The organism is Serinicoccus profundi (genome assembly GCF_008001015.1).
Classification (GTDB): Bacteria; Actinomycetota; Actinomycetes; order Actinomycetales; family Dermatophilaceae; genus Ornithinicoccus; species Ornithinicoccus profundi.
Map to the genome: position 1 here is coordinate 2233605 of NZ_CP042862.1, position 20905 is coordinate 2254509.

20 protein-coding genes are annotated in these 20905 nt (G+C 72.1%); 6 read left to right on the top strand and 14 right to left on the bottom strand.

The annotated features are described in order from the left end of the window. Positions 1–43: 43 nt before the first annotated feature. Positions 44–841, bottom strand: a complete 798-nt coding sequence (locus FA582_RS10335) for a GNAT family N-acetyltransferase (protein ID WP_010147788.1) — start codon at positions 839–841, stop codon at positions 44–46. 121 nt (positions 842–962) lie between these two features. Here FA582_RS10335 and FA582_RS10340 point away from each other — a divergent pair, with 121 nt between their 5' ends. After that, the gene (locus tag FA582_RS10340; RefSeq protein WP_010147789.1) at positions 963–1586 is read left to right on the top strand and encodes a PGPGW domain-containing protein; all 624 of its coding nucleotides are present in this window, start codon (positions 963–965) and stop codon (positions 1584–1586) included. A gap of 208 nt (positions 1587–1794) precedes the next feature. On the opposite strand, the gene miaB is transcribed toward FA582_RS10340, so the two are convergent. Together miaB and FA582_RS10350 are read right to left on the bottom strand one after the other, a co-directional pair. Then, complete coding sequence (gene miaB / locus FA582_RS10345; RefSeq protein WP_010147790.1) at positions 1795–3339, bottom strand: tRNA (N6-isopentenyl adenosine(37)-C2)-methylthiotransferase MiaB; 1545 nt, start codon at positions 3337–3339, stop codon at positions 1795–1797. A gap of 51 nt (positions 3340–3390) precedes the next feature. Further along, positions 3391–4137: a sulfite exporter TauE/SafE family protein gene (locus FA582_RS10350; protein WP_010147791.1), complete on the bottom strand. Its 747-nt coding sequence runs from the start codon at positions 4135–4137 to the stop codon at positions 3391–3393. A 98-nt stretch (positions 4138–4235) separates the two neighbouring features. On the opposite strand from FA582_RS10350, the gene FA582_RS10355 reads away from it, so the two are divergent. After that, positions 4236–4652: a hypothetical protein gene (locus tag FA582_RS10355; RefSeq protein WP_010147792.1), complete on the top strand. Its 417-nt coding sequence runs from the start codon at positions 4236–4238 to the stop codon at positions 4650–4652. 10 nt (positions 4653–4662) lie between these two features. Here the strand turns inward: FA582_RS10355 and FA582_RS10360 are convergent, their stop codons facing one another. The 4 genes from FA582_RS10360 to FA582_RS10375 form a co-directional block, all read right to left on the bottom strand. Next, complete coding sequence (locus FA582_RS10360; protein ID WP_010147794.1) at positions 4663–5949, bottom strand: hypothetical protein; 1287 nt, start codon at positions 5947–5949, stop codon at positions 4663–4665. A 70-nt stretch (positions 5950–6019) separates the two neighbouring features. Continuing rightward, entirely contained in the window at positions 6020–6655 is a 636-nt protein-coding gene (locus FA582_RS10365) for a regulatory protein RecX (RefSeq protein WP_010147795.1), read from the bottom strand. Beyond that, the gene (recA, locus tag FA582_RS10370; RefSeq protein ID WP_010147796.1) at positions 6655–7677 is read right to left on the bottom strand and encodes a recombinase RecA; all 1023 of its coding nucleotides are present in this window, start codon (positions 7675–7677) and stop codon (positions 6655–6657) included. The genes FA582_RS10365 and recA overlap by 1 nt, the downstream gene beginning before the upstream one ends. A gap of 354 nt (positions 7678–8031) precedes the next feature. After that, complete coding sequence (locus FA582_RS10375; RefSeq protein ID WP_010147797.1) at positions 8032–9147, bottom strand: NYN domain-containing protein; 1116 nt, start codon at positions 9145–9147, stop codon at positions 8032–8034. A gap of 180 nt (positions 9148–9327) precedes the next feature. Between FA582_RS10375 and FA582_RS10380 the strand changes: the two genes are divergently transcribed. Next, positions 9328–10599 (top strand): aspartate kinase, encoded by a 1272-nt coding sequence (locus FA582_RS10380; RefSeq protein WP_010147798.1) that lies wholly within the window; start codon positions 9328–9330, stop codon positions 10597–10599. Between the two features lie 5 nt (positions 10600–10604). Beyond that, entirely contained in the window at positions 10605–11747 is a 1143-nt protein-coding gene (locus tag FA582_RS10385; RefSeq protein WP_420181529.1) for an aspartate-semialdehyde dehydrogenase, read from the top strand. A gap of 54 nt (positions 11748–11801) precedes the next feature. Here the strand turns inward: FA582_RS10385 and FA582_RS10390 are convergent, their stop codons facing one another. Genes FA582_RS10390 through FA582_RS10410 form a run of 5 tightly spaced genes read right to left on the bottom strand, consistent with a single transcriptional unit; the run spans position 11802 to position 14555 of the window. Continuing rightward, on the bottom strand, positions 11802–12449 hold the full coding sequence (locus FA582_RS10390; protein WP_010147800.1) for a class I SAM-dependent DNA methyltransferase: 648 nt from the start codon (positions 12447–12449) through the stop codon (positions 11802–11804). Continuing rightward, positions 12439–12906 (bottom strand): hypothetical protein, encoded by a 468-nt coding sequence (locus tag FA582_RS10395; RefSeq protein ID WP_010147801.1) that lies wholly within the window; start codon positions 12904–12906, stop codon positions 12439–12441. The genes FA582_RS10390 and FA582_RS10395 overlap by 11 nt, the downstream gene beginning before the upstream one ends. Beyond that, a complete protein-coding gene (locus FA582_RS10400) occupies positions 12903–13280 on the bottom strand; it encodes a VOC family protein (RefSeq protein ID WP_010147802.1) in 378 nt (125 codons plus the stop codon). The genes FA582_RS10395 and FA582_RS10400 overlap by 4 nt, the downstream gene beginning before the upstream one ends. Positions 13281–13326: 46 nt before the next feature. Beyond that, the gene (locus FA582_RS10405; protein WP_010147803.1) at positions 13327–13554 is read right to left on the bottom strand and encodes a DUF3046 domain-containing protein; all 228 of its coding nucleotides are present in this window, start codon (positions 13552–13554) and stop codon (positions 13327–13329) included. Positions 13555–13568: 14 nt separating this feature from the next. Continuing rightward, positions 13569–14555: an AEC family transporter gene (locus FA582_RS10410; RefSeq protein ID WP_081480570.1), complete on the bottom strand. Its 987-nt coding sequence runs from the start codon at positions 14553–14555 to the stop codon at positions 13569–13571. Between FA582_RS10410 and FA582_RS10415 the strand changes: the two genes are divergently transcribed. Then, on the top strand, positions 14554–16563 hold the full coding sequence (locus FA582_RS10415) for a carboxyl transferase domain-containing protein (RefSeq protein WP_010147806.1): 2010 nt from the start codon (positions 14554–14556) through the stop codon (positions 16561–16563). The genes FA582_RS10410 and FA582_RS10415 overlap by 2 nt on opposite strands. Before the next feature lie 15 nt (positions 16564–16578). On the opposite strand, the gene FA582_RS10420 is transcribed toward FA582_RS10415, so the two are convergent. Further along, entirely contained in the window at positions 16579–18528 is a 1950-nt protein-coding gene (locus FA582_RS10420; protein WP_010147807.1) for an ABC transporter ATP-binding protein, read from the bottom strand. Then, positions 18525–20462: an ABC transporter transmembrane domain-containing protein gene (locus FA582_RS10425; protein ID WP_010147808.1), complete on the bottom strand. Its 1938-nt coding sequence runs from the start codon at positions 20460–20462 to the stop codon at positions 18525–18527. The genes FA582_RS10420 and FA582_RS10425 overlap by 4 nt, the downstream gene beginning before the upstream one ends. 174 nt (positions 20463–20636) lie before the next feature. Here FA582_RS10425 and FA582_RS10430 point away from each other — a divergent pair, with 174 nt between their 5' ends. Continuing rightward, on the top strand, positions 20637–20858 hold the full coding sequence (locus FA582_RS10430; RefSeq protein WP_010147809.1) for a hypothetical protein: 222 nt from the start codon (positions 20637–20639) through the stop codon (positions 20856–20858). Positions 20859–20905: the final 47 nt, after the last annotated feature.

A 20905-nucleotide genomic window follows, 5' to 3' on the forward strand; every position in this document is an offset into this window, starting at 1 on the left:
CCGGGCCTCTCCCCCGCGACGCTGTCTTCCCGTGCGCGCCCGGCTAGACCAGGTGCCCGGCGGGAGCCAGCTCGCGGGTGTGGAAGCGGTGGGCGACGGCATACCCCAACCGCTCGTAGAGCGCGATCGCGCCCGCGTTGTCGGTGAACACGCTGAGCGTCGACACCCCGGCCTCCTCCACCGCGCGCGCGGTGAGCTCCTGCGTGAGCAGGCCGCCGAGTCCGTGGCCGCGCAGGTCCGGGCGGACGATGATGCCGGCGAGGTGCGGCATACCCGAGGCCAGCTCGTGCAAGGCACCGACGGCGACGATGTCGTCCGCGCGGTCGCGGACCGCGAGCCATGCGGTGGCGAAGCCGAAGCCCGGGAAGCCCATGTAGCGGCCGTCGCTGTGCGCCGCACCGAAGCTCTCGATGAGCGCGGCGTCGCGGTGGTCGTCCAGGTCGTGCACCGCCAGCCCACGGGCCGAGAGCTCGGCGCGGGCGTCCAGGCCGTAGTCGTGCTCGGTCCACATGAACGACCAGTGCCCGGAGCCGGTGCTCGCATAGGGCCCGGGCAGCGACAGGGGACGGTCCTCGCTGGTGGAGAACCACTCCAGCGCGAGATCCTCACCGCCCGCCTCGACGATGGCTGCCAGCGCCTGCGACTCCGAGGACCTGACGGCTGAGGCACCGACCACCGCCGCACCGCCCCAGTGACCCGAACCGGGGCGCCACGGACCCACGCAGGCCCAGCCGTCCGGCGCGGCGACCGCCACGATCTCGCTGCTCGTGGCGAAGCGCACGAACGGGTCGTGGTCGGAGAGTCTGAGCAGTTCGTCACGGTCGACCTGACTCCATGTCACGGGCGGTAGCCTGCCACACCCGCGAGGCCGGGAGAAGATCCCCCTGGGGTATGCCGGTGGGAGCGTCTGCGCGCGCACCGCGGCTCGCGCCGGGGCACCCGCTCGCCTACGCTCAACCCTTGTGAGTGCCGCCGCCAAGAGAATCGCCCTGGAGACCCTGGGCTGGGTCGTCCTGGTGGCCGGCATCCTGGCGTTGGTGCTCCCCGGTCCGGGGCTGCTGCTCACCTTCGCCGGCCTGTGGATCCTGTCGACGCAGTATGCCTGGGCCCGCCGCTGGACCAACCCGGTCAAGATCCGCGCCCTGCGTGGTGCCGCCGAGGGGGTCGAGACGATCCCGCGCATCATCCTGTCCGCCCTCATCGCCCTGGGACTGGTCGGGGTCGCGGTGTTCTGGCTGATGTCGCCGCCACCGCCGAGCTGGTGGCCGATCGACGAGCGCTGGTGGCTCTTCGGCGGTCGGCCGGTCGCCATCACCATGATCGTCTCGAGCGCGATCGCGATCGTGCTGCTCGTCTACAGCGTCGTGCGGTTCTACGGCAAGCCGCAGGCCCGCGCCGAGATCGATCGGATGGAGGCTGAGCACCTGGCGGCCGTCGCCCGGGAGGCGCGGAGCGAGGCGAGCGAGGAGACCGAGGAGGCCCGTCAGGCACAGGAGGAGGCGCGCGAGGCTCAGGAGCGCGCCGACGCGTCGGAGGCGCAGGCTGCGGCCGAGACCAGCCCCGACGAGGCTCCCAGGGCTAGCTGACGCGGCATCCCCATCCGCCGGTATGCCGCCGCTGGTCAGCGGCGCGGCCGCTAGGAGCGCAGTCGGTGGGGCCGCGCTGGGAGCGCAGTCGGAGGGGCCGCGATCCAGCCCGGTCCGTGCCAGGCGCTCAGCCGGTGGTCAGCAGGCCAGCCCGGCCCATCAGGAGCTCAGTCGGTGGGTCAGCAGGCCAGCCTGGCCCGCCGGGCGCTCAGTCGGTGGGGCAGCAGGGGGCCGTGCTGACGGCGACCGGCGGCGGCGCGCCGACAGTGGGGATCCCGAGGCTCACCGCGGGCTTGGTCACTGCCCCCGGGGTCGCACCGTCCTGCAGCGCCGCCCACGCGTCGCCGCCGCGGGTGCGGCGCACGGCATACACCCCACCCTGGACGCCGGAGTCGGCGACGAGGTGGTGCGGCGCGCCATACGTCACCGCCACGGTCACCGCGTCGCCCGGCCGGGGCACCTCGGCACCCTCGGGCACCGCGAAATGCACGAGCCGGTTGTCCTTGGCCCGCCCGGAGAGGCGGTGGGTCTCGGCGTCCTTGCGGCCCTCACCAGGCGCCACGAGCACCTCGACCTCGCGTCCCTCGACCTCGCGGTTGCCCGCCCAGGAGACCTCCTCCTGCAGCGCGAGGAGCCGGTCGAAGCGCTCCTGGACGACCGCCTTGGGGATCTGGTCGTCCATCTCGGCGGCCGGGGTGCCGGGGCGGATGGAGTACTGGAAGGTGAAGGCGCTGGAGAAGCGTGAGGCGCGCACGACGTCGAGGGTGTCCTGGAAGTCCTGCTCGGTCTCCCCCGGGAAACCGACGATGAGGTCGGTCGTGATCGCGGCGTCCGGGATCTGCTCACGCACGCGGTCCAGGATCCCGAGGAACTTCTCGGAGCGGTAGGACCGGCGCATCGCCTTGAGCACCCGGTCCGAGCCCGACTGCAGCGGCATGTGCAGGCTGGGCATGACGTTGGGCGTCTCCGCCATCGCGGTGATGACGTCGTCGGTGAAGGCCGCCGGGTGCGGCGAGGTGAAGCGCACCCGCTCCAGCCCCTCGATCTGCCCGCAGGAGCGCAGCAGCTTGCCGAAGGCCAGCCGGTCGCCGAACTCCACGCCGTAGGTGTTGACGTTCTGCCCCAGCAGGGTGACCTCCACGACACCCTGCGCGACGAGCGCCTCGATCTCGGCCAGGATCTCGCCGGGGCGGCGGTCCTTCTCCTTGCCGCGCAGCGCCGGGACGATGCAGAAGGTGCAGGTGTTGTTGCACCCGACCGAGATCGACACCCAGCCGGAGTATGCCGAGTCCCGCCGGGTCGGCAGGGTGGAGGGGAAGGTCTCCAGCGACTCGAGGATCTCGACCTCGGCGGCCTTGTTGTGGCGGGCCCGGTCGAGCAGGGCCGGGAGCGAGCCGACGTTGTGGGTGCCGAAGACGACGTCCACCCAGGGGGCTCGCTCGACGATGGTGGAGCGGTCCTTCTGCGCCAGGCAGCCACCGACCGCGATCTGCATGTCGGGGTTGGTCTGCTTCGCCGGGCGGAGCTGGCCGAGGTTGCCGTAGAGCTTGTTGGCGGCGTTCTCCCGGACCGCGCAGGTGTTGAAGACGACGACATCGGCCACCTGCGGGCGCTCATCCCCCGGCAGGCTGGCCAGGTCGACGTAGCCGGCCGTCTCGAGAAGGCCGGCGAGGCGCTCGGAGTCGTGGACGTTCATCTGGCACCCGTGGGTGCGCACGTCATAGGTCCTGGTGCTGGTGGTCGTCGTGCTCATCGCAGGTCCAGGGTACGCGCTCGGCCAGGGCCGGCCGTGCGGCCGGGAGGTTCACCCGAGCCAGGACAGCAGACCCCGGACGAGCGCCACCAGCCCACCGGTGGCGGCCACGCCGATCGCGACCCGCCGGGCGGTGCCCATCCCCACGCGGCCGCTCACCAGCGAGCCGGCAGCGATACCGACCGGGACCGCGACGCACATCGCCACCCAGGTCCACCACGGGACCAACCCCTCGGCCGGGGTGGCGCCGACCACGACCTTGGTCACCACGGACGCGGAGTTGGCGAGCAGGAAGATGGGCTGCAGGGTCGCGGCGAACGAGCGCTGGTCCCAGCGGGAGGCGACGGCATAGACCGCCATGGCTGGACCGGCGACCCCAGCGGTGGTGTTCATGAAGCCGGCCACCGCCCCGGAGACGACGACCGCACCGCGCCCGGTCACCGTCAGCCGGCGCCGGGTGCCCAGGACGGCGCCGATGGCCACGAGCACGCTCGCCCCGAGCACGACGTCCAGGACGGCGGTCGAGACGTGCCGCACCACCAGGGCACCGACCACCGAGCCGACCAGCAGCAGCGGCACCAAGGTCCAGAACCGCCGCCAGTCCACGTCGCCGCGCAGCATGACGGCCAGGATCGCGGCCGCGACGATCGCCGCGACGTTGGAGACCATGACCCCGGCCACCGGCCCGATGAGCACCGTGGCGACGGGCGCGACGCTCATCCCCAGCCCCATACCGGCCACGCGTTGCAGCGCCGCCCCCAGGGTGACGGCGGCGATGACGAGCACGGCGAAGGTCACACGGGGCAGTCTCTCTCACGTCCGGCACTCCGGCTGCCACCGGAGGCGTGCGGCGCTACTGTGTGCCTCACAGCAGGCGCGAGCGAAGGAGCACCGTCATGAGCGATCAGGCCGACCGCGAGACCATCGGCGACGATCTCGGGGTGTGGAGCGTCGATGCGGAGGACCAGCTGCAGCCCGAGGACACGCTCGACGGGGAGGGGGACGTGCTGGACCGGGGGTACCAGACCGGCGAGCACTACGTCGGATCCTCGGCCTTCGGAGTCACCGCGGACGAGCAGTCGCACGAGGAGAGCATCGCCCAGCGGGAGCGCCAGGAGGAGTCGGAGCGGTATGCCGAGCGGCACCGCCCGGACGGAGAGGCGCGCGAGATCGCGCGCGAGTGCCGCACCACGAGCTGGGACTCGCCGGAGGAGTCGGCCATGCACTACCACGACCCCGACGCGGACACCGAGGAGCTCACCGAGGTCGAGTGGGAGCCCTCGGACGACGTGCCGCGCAGTGAGGACGAGTAGCCCGGGCTGCTCAGTGCTGCGGGTCGACCTCGGCCCAGAAGCGCTCCCAGCGTGGCCAGTCGAGGTAGCCCACGTCGAGGCCGTCCTGCCAGTCGTCCCATTCGATGACGCCCAGGCTGCGACCCGCGTGATCAGGCCTCGTGGAGAGCACGTCGGTGAGCGCCTCCAGGTCGGCCCACTTCCCGGCGTCCCGCACACGCACTGAGCGCGGCTCTCCGCGTGCCGTCCAGTGGAGCACCTGGGCGCCCTCCTCCTGCTCGACCCGGACGTCGCCGTCCACGGCGAAGTGCCCGCTGCTGAGCTCTGCGGCGAGGAGGAGGTAGTCGGCGTAGTCGACCGGGCCGGTGTCCTTGGCCGGAATCGTCAGGCACAGCCGCGCCTCGGTCAGCATCGCGCGCACCAGCTCGACCGTCTCGTCGGAGAGATAGATGTCTCGGGTGAGGTCGAGAGCCCCGGGATCGAGGATCCCGTGCTCGCCGAGTCGACGGGCCAGCTGCACCGCCCTCGGTGAGGGCGGATCCTCCCGCTCCAGGGGTGGGAGACCTCGGCGGCTCAGCTCGGCGCGGCCCCAGCTGCTGAGTGACAGGAGCTCCAGGGTCGAGTATGCCCGGGACGAGTCGCGACCTGGCTGCGCGCCCGCCTCGAGCGCGGCCCGGCCGAGTGCCTCAGCGTCTGCGTCCTCCACCCGCGTCGCCAGCCGCGCCGCGAACCGCAGGAGGTCGCCCAGCTCGACGACCGGCTCGGGCGCACGGAACAGGCGCCGACGGGGCCGCAGCGCGGCGAGAGCCACCTGCAGCAGCGGCCCTGGGTCAGGGACCGCGGGCACGGCGTCCCATCCGGCACTGTAGGCCGCACGGAGGTCCTTGGGGTCCGTGGACCCGGCGAGGCCACGCACGATCCGCGTGACCTCGTGCCCGTCACCCACAGCACCCAACGTCACCGCGGCCCACACGGCCTGCTCGGCCCGGCGCAGGTCGGGCTGCCGGAGCTCGCGGCGCACGGCCTCCTGCAGGACCGCCCGGGCCTCGGCGGTGGCGACCCGGTCGGTGTAGCTCAGCAACCCTGCCGTGGCGTCGCCGTCCTCCACCATGGCCTTCAACGGCAGAGGGTCGTCCGCGAGCTCGGCGAGGAGGATGGCGGCAGCCGCGCGGCGGTAAGGGCTCTCCGAGGCGAGCAGCTGACGCAGGGCGGCGACCGCCTCCGGGTCGGGCCTCCCCTGCGCGCGGAGGTCGGCGACCTCCCTGGGGTCGAGCTGGTCCGGCGTCGAGCGGAGACGTCGCTGCGCGGTCGCGTTCATGCCGATCAGCATAGGCAGCGACGGGCCTGGCGTGCAGCGCCCGACCTCAGTCGCGGCGCAGCGCCCGACCTCAGTCGCGGCCGTGCTCCGGCAGGTCGTCCAGAGCCTCCCGGATGACCTGGAAGGACACCCCGGCGTCATAGCCCTTGCGGGCCAGGAACGCCGCGAGGCGACGGGTCTGGACCTCGCGGCCCAGACCCCGCATGGTGCGGAGGCGTCGCGCGACGAGGGCGCGTGCCTGCTCCTTCTCCTGCTGCGGGTCGATGTCCTGCAAGATGGCGTCGACGAGCTCGTCCGACACCCCCTTCTGCCGCAGCTCCTGGCGCAGCGCACCCGCGGCGAGGCCCTTGGTCTCCTGCTTGGACCGGACATACATCTCCGCGTAGGCCTCGTCGTCGACGAGCCCCACCTCGGTCATGCGGTCCAGCACCCGGGCCGACGCCTGCGGGTCGCACCCCTTGTCGCGCAGCTTGTCCTCGAGCTGACGCCGGGTCCGCGGCCCCATGGCGAGCTGGCGCAGCACGACCTTGCGGGCTTCCGCCTGGGGGTCGGTGTGGGCCTGCTCACCCGGCGTCCCCGCCGTGTCGCCCTTGGGGTGAGGGTCACCTGTCGTCGCAGGGCCCGACCGGAGCCCGTAGGCGCTGGCCGCCGACTCGGCGGCCGCCAGCGCCTCCCGGGCCGCAGACAACCTGTCTGCGCCGGCCATCAGAAGTCGACCGAGACCTCACCGGTGACCGGGTCCACCCCGTCCGGCAGGTCTTCGGTCACCGGCGCCGCACCGATGCCGAGCTTGGCCTTGATGTTGCGGTCGATGGTGTCGGAGATGTCCGGGTTGTCCTTGAGGAACTGGCGGGCATTCTCCTTGCCCTGCCCCATCTGCTCGCCCTCGTAGGTGTACCAGGCTCCGGACTTGCGGACGAAGCCGTGCTCCACCCCCATGTCGATCAGGCCGCCCTCGCGGGAGATGCCCTGGCCGTAGAGGATGTCGAACTCCGCCTGCTTGAACGGCGGCGACACCTTGTTCTTGACGATCTTGGCGCGGGTCCGGTTGCCGACCGCGTCGGTGCCGTCCTTGAGGGTCTCGATGCGTCGCACGTCGATGCGCACGGAGGCGTAGAACTTCAGCGCCTTGCCACCGGTCGTGGTCTCCGGCGAGCCGAACATCACGCCGATCTTCTCGCGCAGCTGGTTGATGAAGACGGCCGTGGTGCCGGTCGTGCTGAGGGCACCGGTGATCTTGCGCAGGGCCTGGCTCATGAGCCGGGCCTGCAGACCGACGTGGCTGTCGCCCATCTCGCCCTCGATCTCCGCACGCGGCACGAGCGCCGCCACCGAGTCGATGACGATGATGTCGAGCGCACCGGAGCGGATGAGCATGTCGGCGATCTCCAGCGCCTGCTCACCGGTGTCGGGCTGGGAGACGAGCAGCGCGTCGGTGTCGACCCCGAGCTTCTTGGCGTAGTCCGGGTCGAGCGCGTGCTCGGCGTCGATGAAGGCGGCGATCCCGCCGGCCTTCTGTGCGCTGGCGACCGCGTGCAGCGCGACCGTGGTCTTACCGCTGCTCTCCGGGCCGTAGATCTCCACGACGCGACCCCGCGGCAGGCCGCCGACGCCGAGAGCGACGTCGAGCGCGATGGCACCGGTGGGGATGACCTGGATCGGCGGACGGTCCTCGTCGCCCAGGCGCATGACCGAGCCCTTGCCGTGCTGCTTCTCGATCTGGGCCATGACCGTGTCGAGTGCCCTCAACCTGTCTGTGCCGGCCCCTGCGGAGTTGGTGGTCTTGCTTGCCTGCGGCATGTGCGGTGCTCCTTCGTCTCGTGGCGGGCGCGCCTACCTTCGACCGACCCGCGGACCCCCCTCGGTGGGCGATCCGATGTCTGCGTCAGACGCTAGGTGCTCCCGCCGACAGACCTCGCTGCCCGACACAGATCTGTGGACAGCTCCGCCTGTGGCGGCACCATGTGGACCACGGTAATCGAAAGCCTGTACGACATCCCGCAGGGGGTGTCGCGTGTCGCGCCAGGGATTCGCGGACCCGACAACCGCCCGGGCACAGCGCCGCCCCACCCGCACCTCCGCTCAGGCGAGCGTGACGACATACCCCGTTCCGCGACGGGTCAGCTCGACGAGCCCCGCCGCTGCGGCGCCCTTGCAGAACTGCAGGAAGGAGCCGTAGCCGAGCGGCTTCTCCGAGAAGCCCTCCCGCCGGGCGCGGACCTGGTCCTTGAGCCCGGACAGCGCCACCCCCGACCCGTCGTCGAGCTCGGCGACGGTCTGCCGCAGCAACGCGAAGGCCTCCTGCCGACCACCCTCCTCCGGCAGCGTCACCTCCGGGTCACCCTTGGCCGGGCCCGCGCTGAGCTCGATGATGCCGCGGCCGGCGAGGTGGTCCAGCAGCTCGCCGAACGCGCGGAAGCCGTAGGCCGCCTCGGAGAAGGTCGAGTCCTTGCGCACGAGGGTGCGCTTGAGCACCGATGCGGTCACCGCACCACTGGAGCTGCGCTGGAGTCCCGACACGGTCTGGGCCACGAGCGAGGCGAGGTCGGTGGTGGACTCCTCGACCTCCTCCGGCTCCGGTTCGGCGTCCGCGTCTGCGTCTGCGGCCGGCTCGACCTGCTCCACCGCAGCAGCGGTCGCCGCTCCACGAGAGCCACCCTTGCCCCGCCCCTTGCCCCGGCCGCCCGTGCTCTTGGGTGCCTCGGTGTCGGGCGAGTCCGCCGGCACCACCCCGTCGAGGTCGTCGTAGTAGAGGAACTCGTCGCAGGCCGGCGGCAGCATCGTCGACGTCGAGTCCCGCACTCCGAAGCCGATGACCCGCTTGTTGAGCTCGCGCAGCTTGTGCACCAGCGGGGTGAAGTCGCTGTCCCCCGTGCAGATCGCGAAGGTCGTGATGTAGTCGCGCTCGTAGGCCGTCTCGATCGCGTCGACGGCCATCTTGATGTCCGCCGCGTTCTTGCGCGAGGCGCCCATCCGCTGGGTCATCTCGATCAGCTCGACGTGGTTGCGCGTCAGCATCCGGCGGTCCTCGTCGAAGTAGGACCAGTCGGCGTAGGCGCGTCGCGTCACCACCCTGCCCCGCTCCGCCAGCGCGTCGGCCACGGGCCGGAGGTCGAAGGGGACCCCGAGGTGGTCCCGCGAGCCCAGTGCGAGGTTCTCGTAGTCGATGAGCAGTGCGATCCGGTCCTCGTCATCCATGTCCCGAGGGTATGCCCCGCCCGCCCGGCGACCATCTGCGACGCCCGGTGGGGGTGAGCGGGGTGAGGGATTCCCCGGCGTCAAGGCCACGGCGCCCGACGGCCTAGACTGGCCGCTCGAACCTTCGGTCAGGACGCCGCCGTCCGGCTGCCCCGTCATACCCCCTGCACAGGAAGTCCCATGGCCCTGCTCGTGATGAAGTTCGGCGGATCCTCCGTCGCCGACGCGGAGGCGATGCGCCGCGTCGCCCAGCGCGTCGTCGCCGCCCACCGCGCGGGCGACCGTGTCGCCGTGGTGGTCTCCGCGATGGGCGATACCACCGACGACCTGCTCGACCTCGCCGCCCAGATCTCCCCCGGCACGCCGCCCGAGCGGGAGATGGACATGCTGCTGTCGGCCGGCGAGCGCATCTCGATGGCGCTCCTCGCGATGGCCATCGAGCAGCAGGGGGTCCCGGCCCGCAGCTACACCGGCGCCCAGGCCGGCATGCGCACCGACACCGCGCACGGCCGGGCCCGCCTGCTCGACGTCCAGCCCGACCGGGTGCGGCGGACCCTCGAGGACGGCGCCGTCGCGATCGTGGCCGGTTTCCAGGGCATCTCGACCGACGACGACATCACGACCCTCGGCCGGGGCGGGTCCGACACGACCGCCGTGGCCCTGGCCGCGGCCCTCGGCGCCGACGTCTGCGAGATCTACACCGACGTCGACGGGCTCTACACCGCCGACCCGCGCATCGTGCCCAGCGCGCAGCGGGTCACCCGCATCACCATCGAGGAGACCCTCGAGATGGCGGCGCACGGCGCCAAGATCCTGCACCTGCGCGCGGTGGAGTACGCCCGCCGCTTCCAGGTGCCCCTGCACGTCCGCAGCAGCTTCTCCGACCAGGAAGGCACCTGGATCCTGGTCGGGCGACCCCTCACGGAGGACACCATGGAAGAACCCATCATCTCCGGCATCGCCCACGACAAGTCGCTGGGCAAGGTGACGGCCGTCGGCATCCCTGACCGGCCGGGTGCCGCCGCCGCCGTCGTCGGCGCGGTCTCGCAGGCGGGCGTCTCGATCGACATGATCGTGCAGAACGTCTCGACGTCCAACGCCGAGACCTCCGACATCTCCTTCACCCTGCCCGAGACCGACGGCCAGACCGCGGTGGCCGCCGTGCGCGCGCTGCAGGAGCAGATGGGCTTCTCCGACGTCCTCTTCACCAGCCATGTCGGCAAGCTCTCCCTCGTCGGCGCCGGGATGCGCTCCAACCCCAACGTCGCGAGCCAGCTCTTCTCCGCGCTCGCCGACGCCGGGGTCAACATCGAGATGATCAGCACCTCCGAGATCCGGATCTCGGTGATCTGCGACCAGACGGACCTCGAGGCGGCGGTGCGCGCCGTGCACACCGCCTTCGAGCTCGACTCCGACGAGGAAGCCGTGGTCTACGGCGGGACGGGACGGTGAGCACCGTGCAGGACGCGACCCAGGACGCGAGCGGTCAGGTGACCTCGGGCGAGGGGACCCGGCGGTTGCATGTCGCCATCGTCGGCGCGACGGGCCAGGTCGGCGCCGTGATGCGACGGCTGCTCGCCGAGCGCGCCTTCCCGGTCGCCTCGGTGCGCTACCTCGCCTCCGCCCGCTCGGCCGGCACGACGTTGCCCTGGACGGGCTCCCCCGCCGGCGCCCAGGGGTATGACGTGGCGCGCGACATCGAGGTCGAGGACGTCGCGAGCGCGGACCTCTCGGGGATCGACGTGGCGCTCTTCTCCGCCGGTGGAGGCGCCTCCAAGGAGCATGCCCCCCGGTTCGCCGCCGCGGGTGCCGTCGTCATCGACAACTCCTCCGCCTGGCGTATGGACTCGACCGTGCCGCTCGTCGTCAGCGAGGTCAACCCCGACGACCTGGCGCTCGCCGTGCAGGAGGGCGGCCGACGCATCGTCGCCAACCCCAACTGCACCACCATGGCGGCGATGCCGGTGCTGCGGCCCCTGCACGCCGAGGCGGGGCTGGAGCGGCTGCGGGTCGCGACCTACCAGGCGGTCTCCGGCTCCGGGCTGGCCGGTGTCAGCGAGCTCGCCGACCAGGCCCGGGCGGCCCTCGGCGGTGACGTCCCGGTCGAGGCACTGACCCACGACGGCGGCGCGGTCCGCATACCCGAGCCGTCCGCCTACGTCGCCCCCATCGCCTTCAACGTGCTGCCCATGGCCGGTGACCTCGGCCCCGACGACGAGACGACCGAGGAGATCAAGCTGCGCCAGGAGTCGCGCAAGATCCTCGGCATACCGGAGCTGGCGGTCTCGGGCACGTGCGTGCGGGTGCCGGTCTTCACCGGCCACAGCCTCGCGGTGCACGCAGAGTTCGCCGAGGCCATCACCCCGGAGCGCGCGACCCAGCTGCTGGCTGGTGCACCCGGTGTCGAGCTGGCCGACGTGCCGACCCCGCTCGCCGCCGCGGGCCGGGACCCCTCGCTCGTGGGGCGCATCCGGGTCGACCAGTCCGTCCCGGACGGCCGCGGGCTCGTGCTCTTCATCTCCAGCGACAACCTGCGCAAGGGCGCTGCGCTCAACACGGTGCAGCTCGCCGAGGTGCTGCTGGAGCGCGACCTGGTCTGAGCAGGCCGGGCCTCGCTCCCCCGGGGTCGACCGGCGCGGTCACCGAGGGGTGGGTCACTGCTCAGGGCGTCGGGCGATGACGACCGCCTGCGGGTCCGCCTCGGAGCCGAGCGGGCCACGCTCCATCCGGGCGGTCACCGACAGCCCCAGCCTCTCGAGCCGGGAGGCGATGTCGGTGACACTGCGGTGGTACCGGTGCATGACCACGTGGTGACCGAGAGCGGCGAAGCCCTGGCCGACGACGCGCATGCCCTCCCCCACCTGGAAGGCCAGCAGGACGTGACCTCCCGGCCGGAGCACGCGCACCAGCTCCGCCAGGACCTGGTCGAGGTCGTCGTCCGGCGTGTGGATGGTGGAGTACCACGAGAAGACGCCGTCGAACTCCTCGTCGGGCTCGTCGAGGGCGGTGAGGCTCCCGACGGTGCACCGGTATGCCGGGTGGTCGGCCCGCGCCCGACGCACCATCTGCGGCGACAGGTCCACGCCCTCCGGCCGGCAGCCGCGCGCCGCGAGGTGGGCAAGCATGCGGCCCGCACCGCAGCCTGCGTCGAGCACGCGTGGTGCGTCCCCGAGCGAGGCGACGAAGTGGTCGATCATGGCGAGGTCGACCGGCTGCTCGGGTTCGGTCGCCCTGAACGCGTCGGCGTAGACATCGGCGACGGTGTCGTAGGCGACCCTCGTCAGCGCCTCCTCAGGCCTCATCGACCCTCTTCCGCAGCTCGGCGAATCGGCTCCCGGTCAGGACCTCGGCATGCTGCAGCCGGGCGGGGGCATACGCCAGGAGCTCGTCGAGCTGGTCCCCCGGCACGGTCAGGGGGATCTCGGAACCATCCGCCCGGCATGCGGTCAGGACGTCGAGGTCACGGCCCTGCCGACGGAACCCGACGACCTCGTCCCACGGCACGTGCTGCCGACCAAGACTGAGCCCCGTGGAGTCGGCCGCGGTGCCGCTCGAGGACACGACGAAGTTCAAGATCCACAGCACCCAGACGACGAGCTGAACCGCCACCCACCACCAGTCCCCCTCCTGCATCACGTAGACGACGGCGGCGACGGGCCACAGCACGGCGAGCGACAGCCAGACCCACCTCAGCCGCGGCCCGCGTCGCCACAACCTCGTGCCCTCCGCGCCGCCCGTCTCCCTGTCGCGACCGGTCATCCGAAGTAGTCCGGATGGGGCTCGAGGAGGCAGAACTCGTTGCCCTCGGGGTCGGTCAGGACGTCGTGGGCGACGAGGTCGCCCTCGCGCACGGTATGCAGCAGCCGGGCACCGAGCCCCTCCAGCCGGGCACGCTCAGCCTCGCGGCTGACGCCCTGCTCGGGCAGCAGGTCCACGTGCAGCCGGTTCTTGCCCACCTTGCCCTCGGTGACCGGCCCGAAGCCGAGGCGCTGCGGCCCGCCCGGATCCCCTACGCTCGCCCACCCGGGTTCCTGCTGCCGCAGCTCCCATCCGAGCGCATCGGCCCAGAACCGGGACAGCGCGAGCGCGTCCTGACAGTCGAAGACGGTGTTGTAGAGGCGCAGCGTTGCCATGCGGAGTCAGTCTAGATGGCGGCACCGACCGTGGCCCTGCGATCCGTCAGCGCTGCTCTCGCGCCGGGAGGTCGGGCAGGTGGTGGTGCTCCGGCGCGATGTCCATGTCGCGGCAGATGGCCTCCCACACGGTCCGCACCTGCTCGCCCTGCCCCAGCGCGTCGTCGGCCGTGCGCCCACCGAGGCTGCCCAGGGTCTGGGTACGGGTGACCACCGCCCCGTAGCCGGCCCCGAACTCCTGCTCGACGAGGGCCCAGAACTCGCTCAACCGCATACCTCCAGGCTAGGTCACCCCAGCAGCGCCATCACCACCAGCATGACCGGCAGCGAGAGCACGGTCGTCAGGAAGACCCCGTCGCGGGCGAGCCGCTCACCGCTGTTGTAGGCGACGGAGAGGACGTAGACGTTCTGCGCGGTGGGCAGGGCGGCCATGACGACCGCCGCGAGCACCTCCTCGGAGCGCAGACCCAGCACCGGCCCGGCCACCACCCCGGCCACCACGGGCATGAGGACCAGCTTGACGCCCACGACGGCCGCCGGCTCGGCGAGGCCGGTCTCGCGCCCCGGGAGCGGCGAGAGCCGCAGGGAGATGCCGAAGGCGATGAGCATGCAGGGCACCGCGACACCGGCGACGAGCTCGACCGGCGCCAGCACCACCTCCGGCGGCACCCAGCCCGAAAGGTTGACGACCAGCCCCAGGACGGTGCCGATCGTCAACGGGTTGGTCAGCGGCAGCTTCAGCACCCGCACCCACGACACCTGCGCCGCCCGCGTGGCGTCGAGTGCGGCCAACCACCCCGGCTGCAGGAAGAGCAGCTGCATGAGCAGCACGGGCGCGGCCCAGGACGCGTCACCGAGGACGTAGATGGCGATCGGCAGGCCCAGGTTGTTGGCGTTGACGTAGCTCGCCGCCATCCCTCCCATCACCGCGTCCGACCACCGCCGGCGCAGGACCCGGCGCGCGATGAGGAGGTAGACCACCGCGCAGACCGCGACGGCGACGACCGTGGCGATGAGGAAGCCGGAGAAGATCACGCCGACCTCGGCCCGGGAGACGATGAGGAAGAGCAGGGCCGGTGATCCGACCCAGAAGGTCAGCCGGGCCAGCATCCGTTGCTCGTCGCGACCGAAGATGCCGGTCTGCGCCAGGAGCCACCCGACGAAGACGACCGCGGCGATGAGCGAGAACCCTTCGAGGACGGACAGCACCACGCCATTATCGGTGGGCCGTCGCGTCAGATCGGCCCCCGCCCTGCTGCTAGCGTTCTTGCTCATGGCCGAACCCCGTCACACCCCCGACCCGGCAGACTCCGACCTCGATGTCGACGACGTCTACGGAGAGGGCGGGGTCACCCCCGATCTGCTGGACCGGCGACCCGTCGTGCCGCGCACCGTCGCAAGCCTCTACGAGACCCGCCCGGGGCTGAACCCCACCCAGGCCGTGACCACCTTCCTCGAGGCGGTCAACCTGCAGGAGCGCTTCGGCCACCTGCGGGTCGTGGACGACCTCATCGGTCTGCAGCGGCGGGTCGGCGACACCATCGAGCGCTACACCGACAAGCTGCGCAACGCCGAGGCCCGCTCGGGCAACAGCGAGTCCGCGCGCTTCGGGATCGGACACTTCGGGCGCGAGCGCGCTGTCGTGTATGTCGTGGACTGGTCCTTCTTCGCCGGGTCCCTGGGCGAGGTGGCCGGGGAGAAGTTCGTGCAGGCCGCCGAGCTGGCCGAGCGGGAGGGGCTGCCGCTCATCAGCATGGGGGCCTCCTCGGGGGTCCGTCAGCACGAGAACGTGCTGGGTCTGGTGCAGATGCAGCGGATGGCGGCGGCGGCCAACAAGTTCCAGCACACGACGAACCGGCCCTACATCTCGGTGCTCGCCGGGCAGGTCTGGGGTGGCATGTCGGCCAGCGCCGTCCCGGTGGCCGACCTCATCGTCGCGCTGGAGGGCACCGACTACGGTTTCGCCGGCCGGAGGGTCATCGAGACCTTCGAGGGTCGGGAGGTGCCGCGCGGCCTGCAGAGCGCGGAGGCCAACTACCTCGACCGCAACGTCGACGTGCTCGTCAAGGATGTCGAGGAGCTCATCGCCTTCGTCGGGCAGGTCCTCGCCTCGGGCCGCACCTCCCACCGGCTCAAGGCGGACGACCGGGCCGAGCACTCGGCTGAGAAGGGGTCGCGCACCATGACGGCCGGGCCCGAGGGCTTCTCGGCGGCGCTGTGGGACCGCCAGGAGGTCGAGGAGTCAGTCGACATCCCCCGGGAGCGGCGCGACCGCGACAGCACCTCGACCCGCGACTCGCTCATGGCGCGCTACAACGAGATCGCGGCCGGGGCCGGGCGACTGGACACCGAGTTCTTCCTGCGGCACGTCTTCGACTCTGCGGTCCCGTTCTACAACCACGTCCGGTTCGAGGACCAGAAGGCCTACCCGAGCATCATCGCGGCGCTCGCGACCCTGCGCGGCCAGTCGTTCATGGTCATCGGCGACCAGCCCTCATACGCGATCTCCGGGGGATATGTCGGCAAGCGCCCGGCGAACCCGAGCCCGGAGGACTTCGAGTATGCGGTCCGCATGATGACCGCGGCCGAGCGCTGGGACCTGCCGATCGTCTTCTTCACCGACACCCTGGGCGCGATGCCGTCGATGGCGGCCGAGCGGCGCGGCCAGTCCCGCGCCATCGCCCAGAGCATCAAGCGGGCCGCCTCCCACCCCTTCCCCACGATCTCGGTGATCTCCGGCGCGATGGGCTCCGGCGGCGGCCTGGCGACGACGCCCTTCGGCCGGCAGACGATCATGCTGGACAGCGCCCTGGGCTTCGTCTCCGAGCCGCGCTCCACCGCCTCGATCCTCTACAGCGTCGCCAACCCCAGCGTCGAGCAGGTCGGGATGACCCTGGAGACGATGAAGGCCTCGGCGCTCGACCTCAAGGCGCAGGGCCTGGTCGACACGATCGTGCACGACGCCGACGACCCGGAGGCGACCGCCCGCGAGCTGCGCACCGCCATCATCAAGGGCTACAACGCCCAGCACGGGCTCAACCCGCGACGCCTGCGCCGCCAGGCCGACGACCGCCTCCGGCCGCGCACGCTCGGCAAGCTGGCGACGACCGGAGAACGACACGCTCACGAGGAGCAGCCTCAGCAGCAGCACCGGAGCGCAGATGAGCAGGACAGCACCGCACCGGAGCAGCCTGATCGCGCGACCAGCGACGTGGCTCCCCCTGCCGAGGCAGGTCTCGAGCCGCAGCACGAAGACCCCGCCGTGGAGGAGCACTCCGGCTGACGCCCGGGCCTGGACTCAGCTGGTCCAGGCCCGCCAGAGCGCGGCGTACTCCCCGTCGGCGGCCATGAGTTCGTCGTGGCTGCCCAGCTCGACGATCCGGCCATCCTGCACCACGGCGATGCGGTCCGCGTCGTGCGCCGTGTGCAGCCGGTGCGCGATCGCCACGACGGTCCGCCCGGTGAGCAGGGCGTTCATCGAGCCCTCCAGGTGTCGTGCCGTGCGGGGGTCGATGAGGCTCGTCGCCTCGTCCAGCACCAGGGTGTGCGGGTCGGCCAGGATCAGCCGGGCCAACGCGATCTGCTGGGCCTGCGCCGGCGTCACCTCGTGGTGACCCGATCCGAGGACGGTGTCCAGGCCCTGCGGCAGCGCCGCCACCCAGTCGCGCGCGTCCACGGTCGTGAGGGCACGCCATACCTCCTCATCACCCGCGCCGTCCCGCGCGAGCTCAACGTTGTCGCGCACGGACCCACGGAAGACGTGGTGCTCCTGGGTGACGAGCGCGACCTCGGTGCGCAGCAGCTCCAGGGGCAGCTCGGTGAGCGCCACCCCGCCCACCGTGGCGGCGCCTCCGGTCGGCGCGTGGATGCCGGACAGGAGCCGGCCCAACGTCGACTTGCCGGAACCGGAGGGCCCGACGATCGCGAGCCGCTCCCCCGGCTCCAACCGCAGGTCGATGCCGTGCAGCACGTCGTGACCGGGGCGGTAGGCGTAGCGCAGGTCGTCGCCGACCAGCGTGCTGCCCTCGGGCCGCGCCTCGCCCGCCACCCGGTCCGCGGGCACCTCGGCGATGCCGAGCAGGCGCGTGGTCGAGGCGACACCGACCTGCAGCCGATCGATCGTGCCGACCAACCGGTCGAACGGGCCGTAGAACGTCTCGATGAAGAGCATCGCCGTGGTGATCTGCCCGATCGTCACGGCACCGTTGGAGTAGAGCCAGGCACCGAGGACGAGGGTGATGACCCGCGGCACGGAGAACGCCATGTCCATCACGGCGAACAGCACGTTGCGCAGGACCAGGCCGTAGCGCTCGGCCTGGGAGGAGACCTCGATGTCGTCGACGCCGAGACCGCGGCGGCGGTCCTGCAGACGGTAGGCCTCCACGGTCCGCACGCCCTCCACCGTCTCGGTGAGGGTGGTATTAATGTCGCTGTAGGTCGCGCCCTCCAGCAGGTATGCCGCAGGCGCGTCGCGCAGGTAGCGGCGCACCTGCCACAGGGACAGCGAGGCAGTGACGAGGGTGGGGAGTGCCAGCGCCCAGGAGTTGAGCACCATGAAGACCACCGTGAGCAGCACGGTGACGACGCCGATGATGAACTCGGGCAGGGCCCAGCGCACGGCGCTGCTCATCGACCCGACGTCACGGGTGACCCGGGTGACCAGGTCGCCGGTGCCGGAGGACTCGACCTTGCCCAGCGGCAGGCGCAGGACGGCCCGGATGACGTGCTCGCGCGCCTGCGCCAGCACGCCCTGCCCGAGGACGGCGGCCAGCGACTTCGCGGCGAAGGTCAGCACCGCCTGCGCGACGAGCACCACGACGACGAGCAGCACGAGGTCGGTCACGACCTGCCGCGCCGGGTCACCGCCGGCGACGTCGACCGCGTCGACGAGGCGACCGAGCAGCAGGGGGACGGCGAGGCCGGCCGCGGCGGCCAGCGCGTTGGCCAGGGTCACCAGGACGACGAGTCGGGAACGCTCGCGGAGCAGGCCGCGCAGGTAGTCCACGACCGTGCGGGCCGTGGCCACCGGCAGACCGCGGTCGGGGTCGAGGGCGGTGACGAGGTTGGCGCGGGCCCGCTCCCGGCGCAGGGCGTGCCGCTCCCACAGCAGCCGGTGGCGCTCGCGGACCCCGACGGAACCGGGGGGCGGTGGGCGCAGGAGGTCGGGCACGACGGGTGCCCTGTCCGCGGCGTCCCGCCAGGTGCGGGCCGAGCGCTCGCGCAGGTCGACATCAAGCAGGTCGGTCATGCGTTCACCTCCGTCGTGCGCTGGTGGTCGGGGTCGGACTGGGGGTCGTCGGCGGCCTCACCGCGCAGCACGATGCGCCGGTAGCCGGGGTGGCGCTCGACCAGCTCGTCGTGCGTGCCGGTCGCCACCACCTCGCCGTCGACGAGGAAGGCCACCTCGTCGGCGTGGTGGAGCAGCAGGGGCGAGCCGGTGACGACGAGGGTCGTGCGCCCGGCCCGGTGCTCCGGCAGGCGCTGGGCGATGCGGGCCTCGGTGTGGGCGTCGACGGCCGAGGTCGGCTCCACGAGGACCAGCACCGGCGCGCCTGCCGCGAGGGCCCGGGTGAGCACCAGGCGCTGCCGCTGCCCACCGGAGAGGCCGCGCCCGCGCTCGTCGAGCACGCCCTGCCAGCCGCCGGGAAGGATGTCGAAGACGTCCTCGGCCGCGGCGGCGTGGAGCGCCGCCTCCGCCTGCTCGCGGGTCAGGGTGCCGTGCGGGTCGACGGCGTCCTGGAGCGTGCCGGCGAAGACGTGGGCGGCGGTGTCGCTCACCATGACGAGCTCGCGCACCTGCTCCAGCGGCAGGTCCGCCAGGTCGGTGCCGCCCAGCCGCACCTCCCAGGCGCCACGGGCCCGCTCGGCGTCGAGACGCTCGAGCTCGCGGCGCTGGTCGGCCCGATCACGGGCCGCCCTGCGGGCCGCACGCCCGGTCGCCTCGTCGTCGCCACCTGGCACCGTCTCACCGGCCGGGAGGTAGCGGCCCAGCCGGTCCGCGAGCGCCGCGGTCTCGTCGGGGACGGCGCTCACGACCATGGTCAGCAGACCGGGCCGCGCCCGCAGCCCGGACCGTTCGTCCACCAGCTCGCCCGCGGCCAGTCCGTGACCCCGCTCCCGCTCGGTGGCGGCGCCCTCGGGCCACGGGTTGGTCGTGCCGAACACCCCGATCGTCTTGCGCGCGGACACCACGGACCGGGTGATCTGCTGGGCCGCCTCGAAGACGACCCGGATGGGCTGGACGAGGAAGAGGGCATACCCGAGGAAGGTGATGAGCTCACCGATCTCGAGGTCACCCTCGCGCACCCGCTGCACGCCGAGCACCATGAGGGCAACGACGAACAGCCCGGAGAGCAGCACCCCCACGGCCTCGACGAGGGCACCCCAGCCACCCGCCTGCACCCCGGAGTGACGCACCCGCTGGCTCTGCCGGGCGTAGTTGGAACCGAAGATCCGCTCACCACCGATGCCCCGCAGGATCCGCAGGCCGGCGACGATGTCCGTGGCCATGGAGGTCAGCTCGGAGTCGCGGCTGCGCTCGCGGGTCTGCGCGGCGGCCAGCGGTCGGAGCAGCACCGAGGAGATGAGGACGAGCACAGGCGCGACGAGCAGCACGACGAGGCCGAGCGGCACCGAGATCTGCAGCACGATGAAGGCCACGAGCAGGTAGGCGATGACATTGCCGACGAGGCGGGAGAAGATCTCGATGAAGTGGCCGAACTGGTCGCCGTCGCTGCCGTTGACGCTGAGCACCTCGCCGGTCGGGGCGCGCCGCGGGAGCACGTGGCCCAGCCGGGTGGCCTGGTGGGTGACCAGGCGGGTCTGGCCGTAGGCGGCATACAACCAGGAGCGCACGACGACCGTGTGGTAGAACACACCGCTGCTCGCGCCCACCAGGGTGATGACGAGCAGGACACCGCACCAGAGGGCCGTGCGCGAGGCGTCGCCCACGAGGATGCCCTCGTCGACGGCCCGGCCGAAGACCCACGGGGTGAGCGCCGTCGGGAGCATCCACAGCAGGCTGCACAGGCACCCGACGAGCACGAGGTCGCCCTGCTGCCGCAGGAGCCACCACAGGAAGCGCACCGGGCCGCGGGTGTCGGGCACGCCGATGCCGGCCCGGTGACCGGACGGCGTCGAGGCGTCGGTCCAGGCGGTGACGGAAGGGGGGAAGTCGCGCATGGCGTGAGCCAGCCTAAGCCGCGGGTCAGACAGTCCTCCACCGGTTTTCCGCGCACGTCAGCACCGGTGCGGGTATGCCGCGCCCGCGCGGCGTGGGAGACGCTCGGCGCGGGCCCGCCAGGGGATGAGAGGATGAGGCCGAAGCATCCGATCTCGGCGTCCTGGAGGTATCTCGTGAGCACTGGTGCGAACCTCGCCTGGTGGCAGAAGCTGCTCGTCGCGCTCAAGCTGTGGCGCCCCGAGCACCGCACCGACCACCACGCGCGCAAGGAGATGGAGCGCCCCGAGATGCCCCCGGTGACCGGTGCCTACGGCAATCGGGTGGAGACGGCGACCCGCCGTCGGCTCGTGCCGCAGCGTCGGGACGACCGCCCGATCACCAGCACGATGGACTAGGCGCCGTCCCACCCCACCTCTGTCGGTGCCGCGTGGCACAGTGACCG

Bases quoted from the DNA above. Each gene is read 5' to 3' on its own strand.
- miaB (WP_010147790.1), bottom strand. From the start codon at position 3,339: ATGAGCACGACGACCACCAGCACCAGGACCTATGACGTGCGCACCCAC.
- FA582_RS10355 (WP_010147792.1), top strand. From the start codon at position 4,236: ATGAGCGATCAGGCCGACCGCGAGACCATCGGCGACGATCTCGGGGTG.
- FA582_RS10360 (WP_010147794.1), bottom strand. From the start codon at position 5,949: ATGAACGCGACCGCGCAGCGACGTCTCCGCTCGACGCCGGACCAGCTC.
- FA582_RS10365 (WP_010147795.1), bottom strand. From the start codon at position 6,655: ATGGCCGGCGCAGACAGGTTGTCTGCGGCCCGGGAGGCGCTGGCGGCC.
- recA (WP_010147796.1), bottom strand. From the start codon at position 7,677: ATGGCCCAGATCGAGAAGCAGCACGGCAAGGGCTCGGTCATGCGCCTG.
- FA582_RS10375 (WP_010147797.1), bottom strand. From the start codon at position 9,147: ATGGATGACGAGGACCGGATCGCACTGCTCATCGACTACGAGAACCTC.
- FA582_RS10380 (WP_010147798.1), top strand. From the start codon at position 9,328: ATGGCCCTGCTCGTGATGAAGTTCGGCGGATCCTCCGTCGCCGACGCG.
- FA582_RS10390 (WP_010147800.1), bottom strand. From the start codon at position 12,449: ATGAGGCCTGAGGAGGCGCTGACGAGGGTCGCCTACGACACCGTCGCC.
- FA582_RS10395 (WP_010147801.1), bottom strand. From the start codon at position 12,906: ATGACCGGTCGCGACAGGGAGACGGGCGGCGCGGAGGGCACGAGGTTG.
- FA582_RS10400 (WP_010147802.1), bottom strand. From the start codon at position 13,280: ATGGCAACGCTGCGCCTCTACAACACCGTCTTCGACTGTCAGGACGCG.
- FA582_RS10405 (WP_010147803.1), bottom strand. From the start codon at position 13,554: ATGCGGTTGAGCGAGTTCTGGGCCCTCGTCGAGCAGGAGTTCGGGGCC.
- FA582_RS10415 (WP_010147806.1), top strand. From the start codon at position 14,554: ATGGCCGAACCCCGTCACACCCCCGACCCGGCAGACTCCGACCTCGAT.
- FA582_RS10410 (WP_081480570.1), bottom strand. From the start codon at position 14,555: ATGAGCAAGAACGCTAGCAGCAGGGCGGGGGCCGATCTGACGCGACGG.
- FA582_RS10420 (WP_010147807.1), bottom strand. From the start codon at position 18,528: ATGACCGACCTGCTTGATGTCGACCTGCGCGAGCGCTCGGCCCGCACC.
- FA582_RS10425 (WP_010147808.1), bottom strand. From the start codon at position 20,462: ATGCGCGACTTCCCCCCTTCCGTCACCGCCTGGACCGACGCCTCGACG.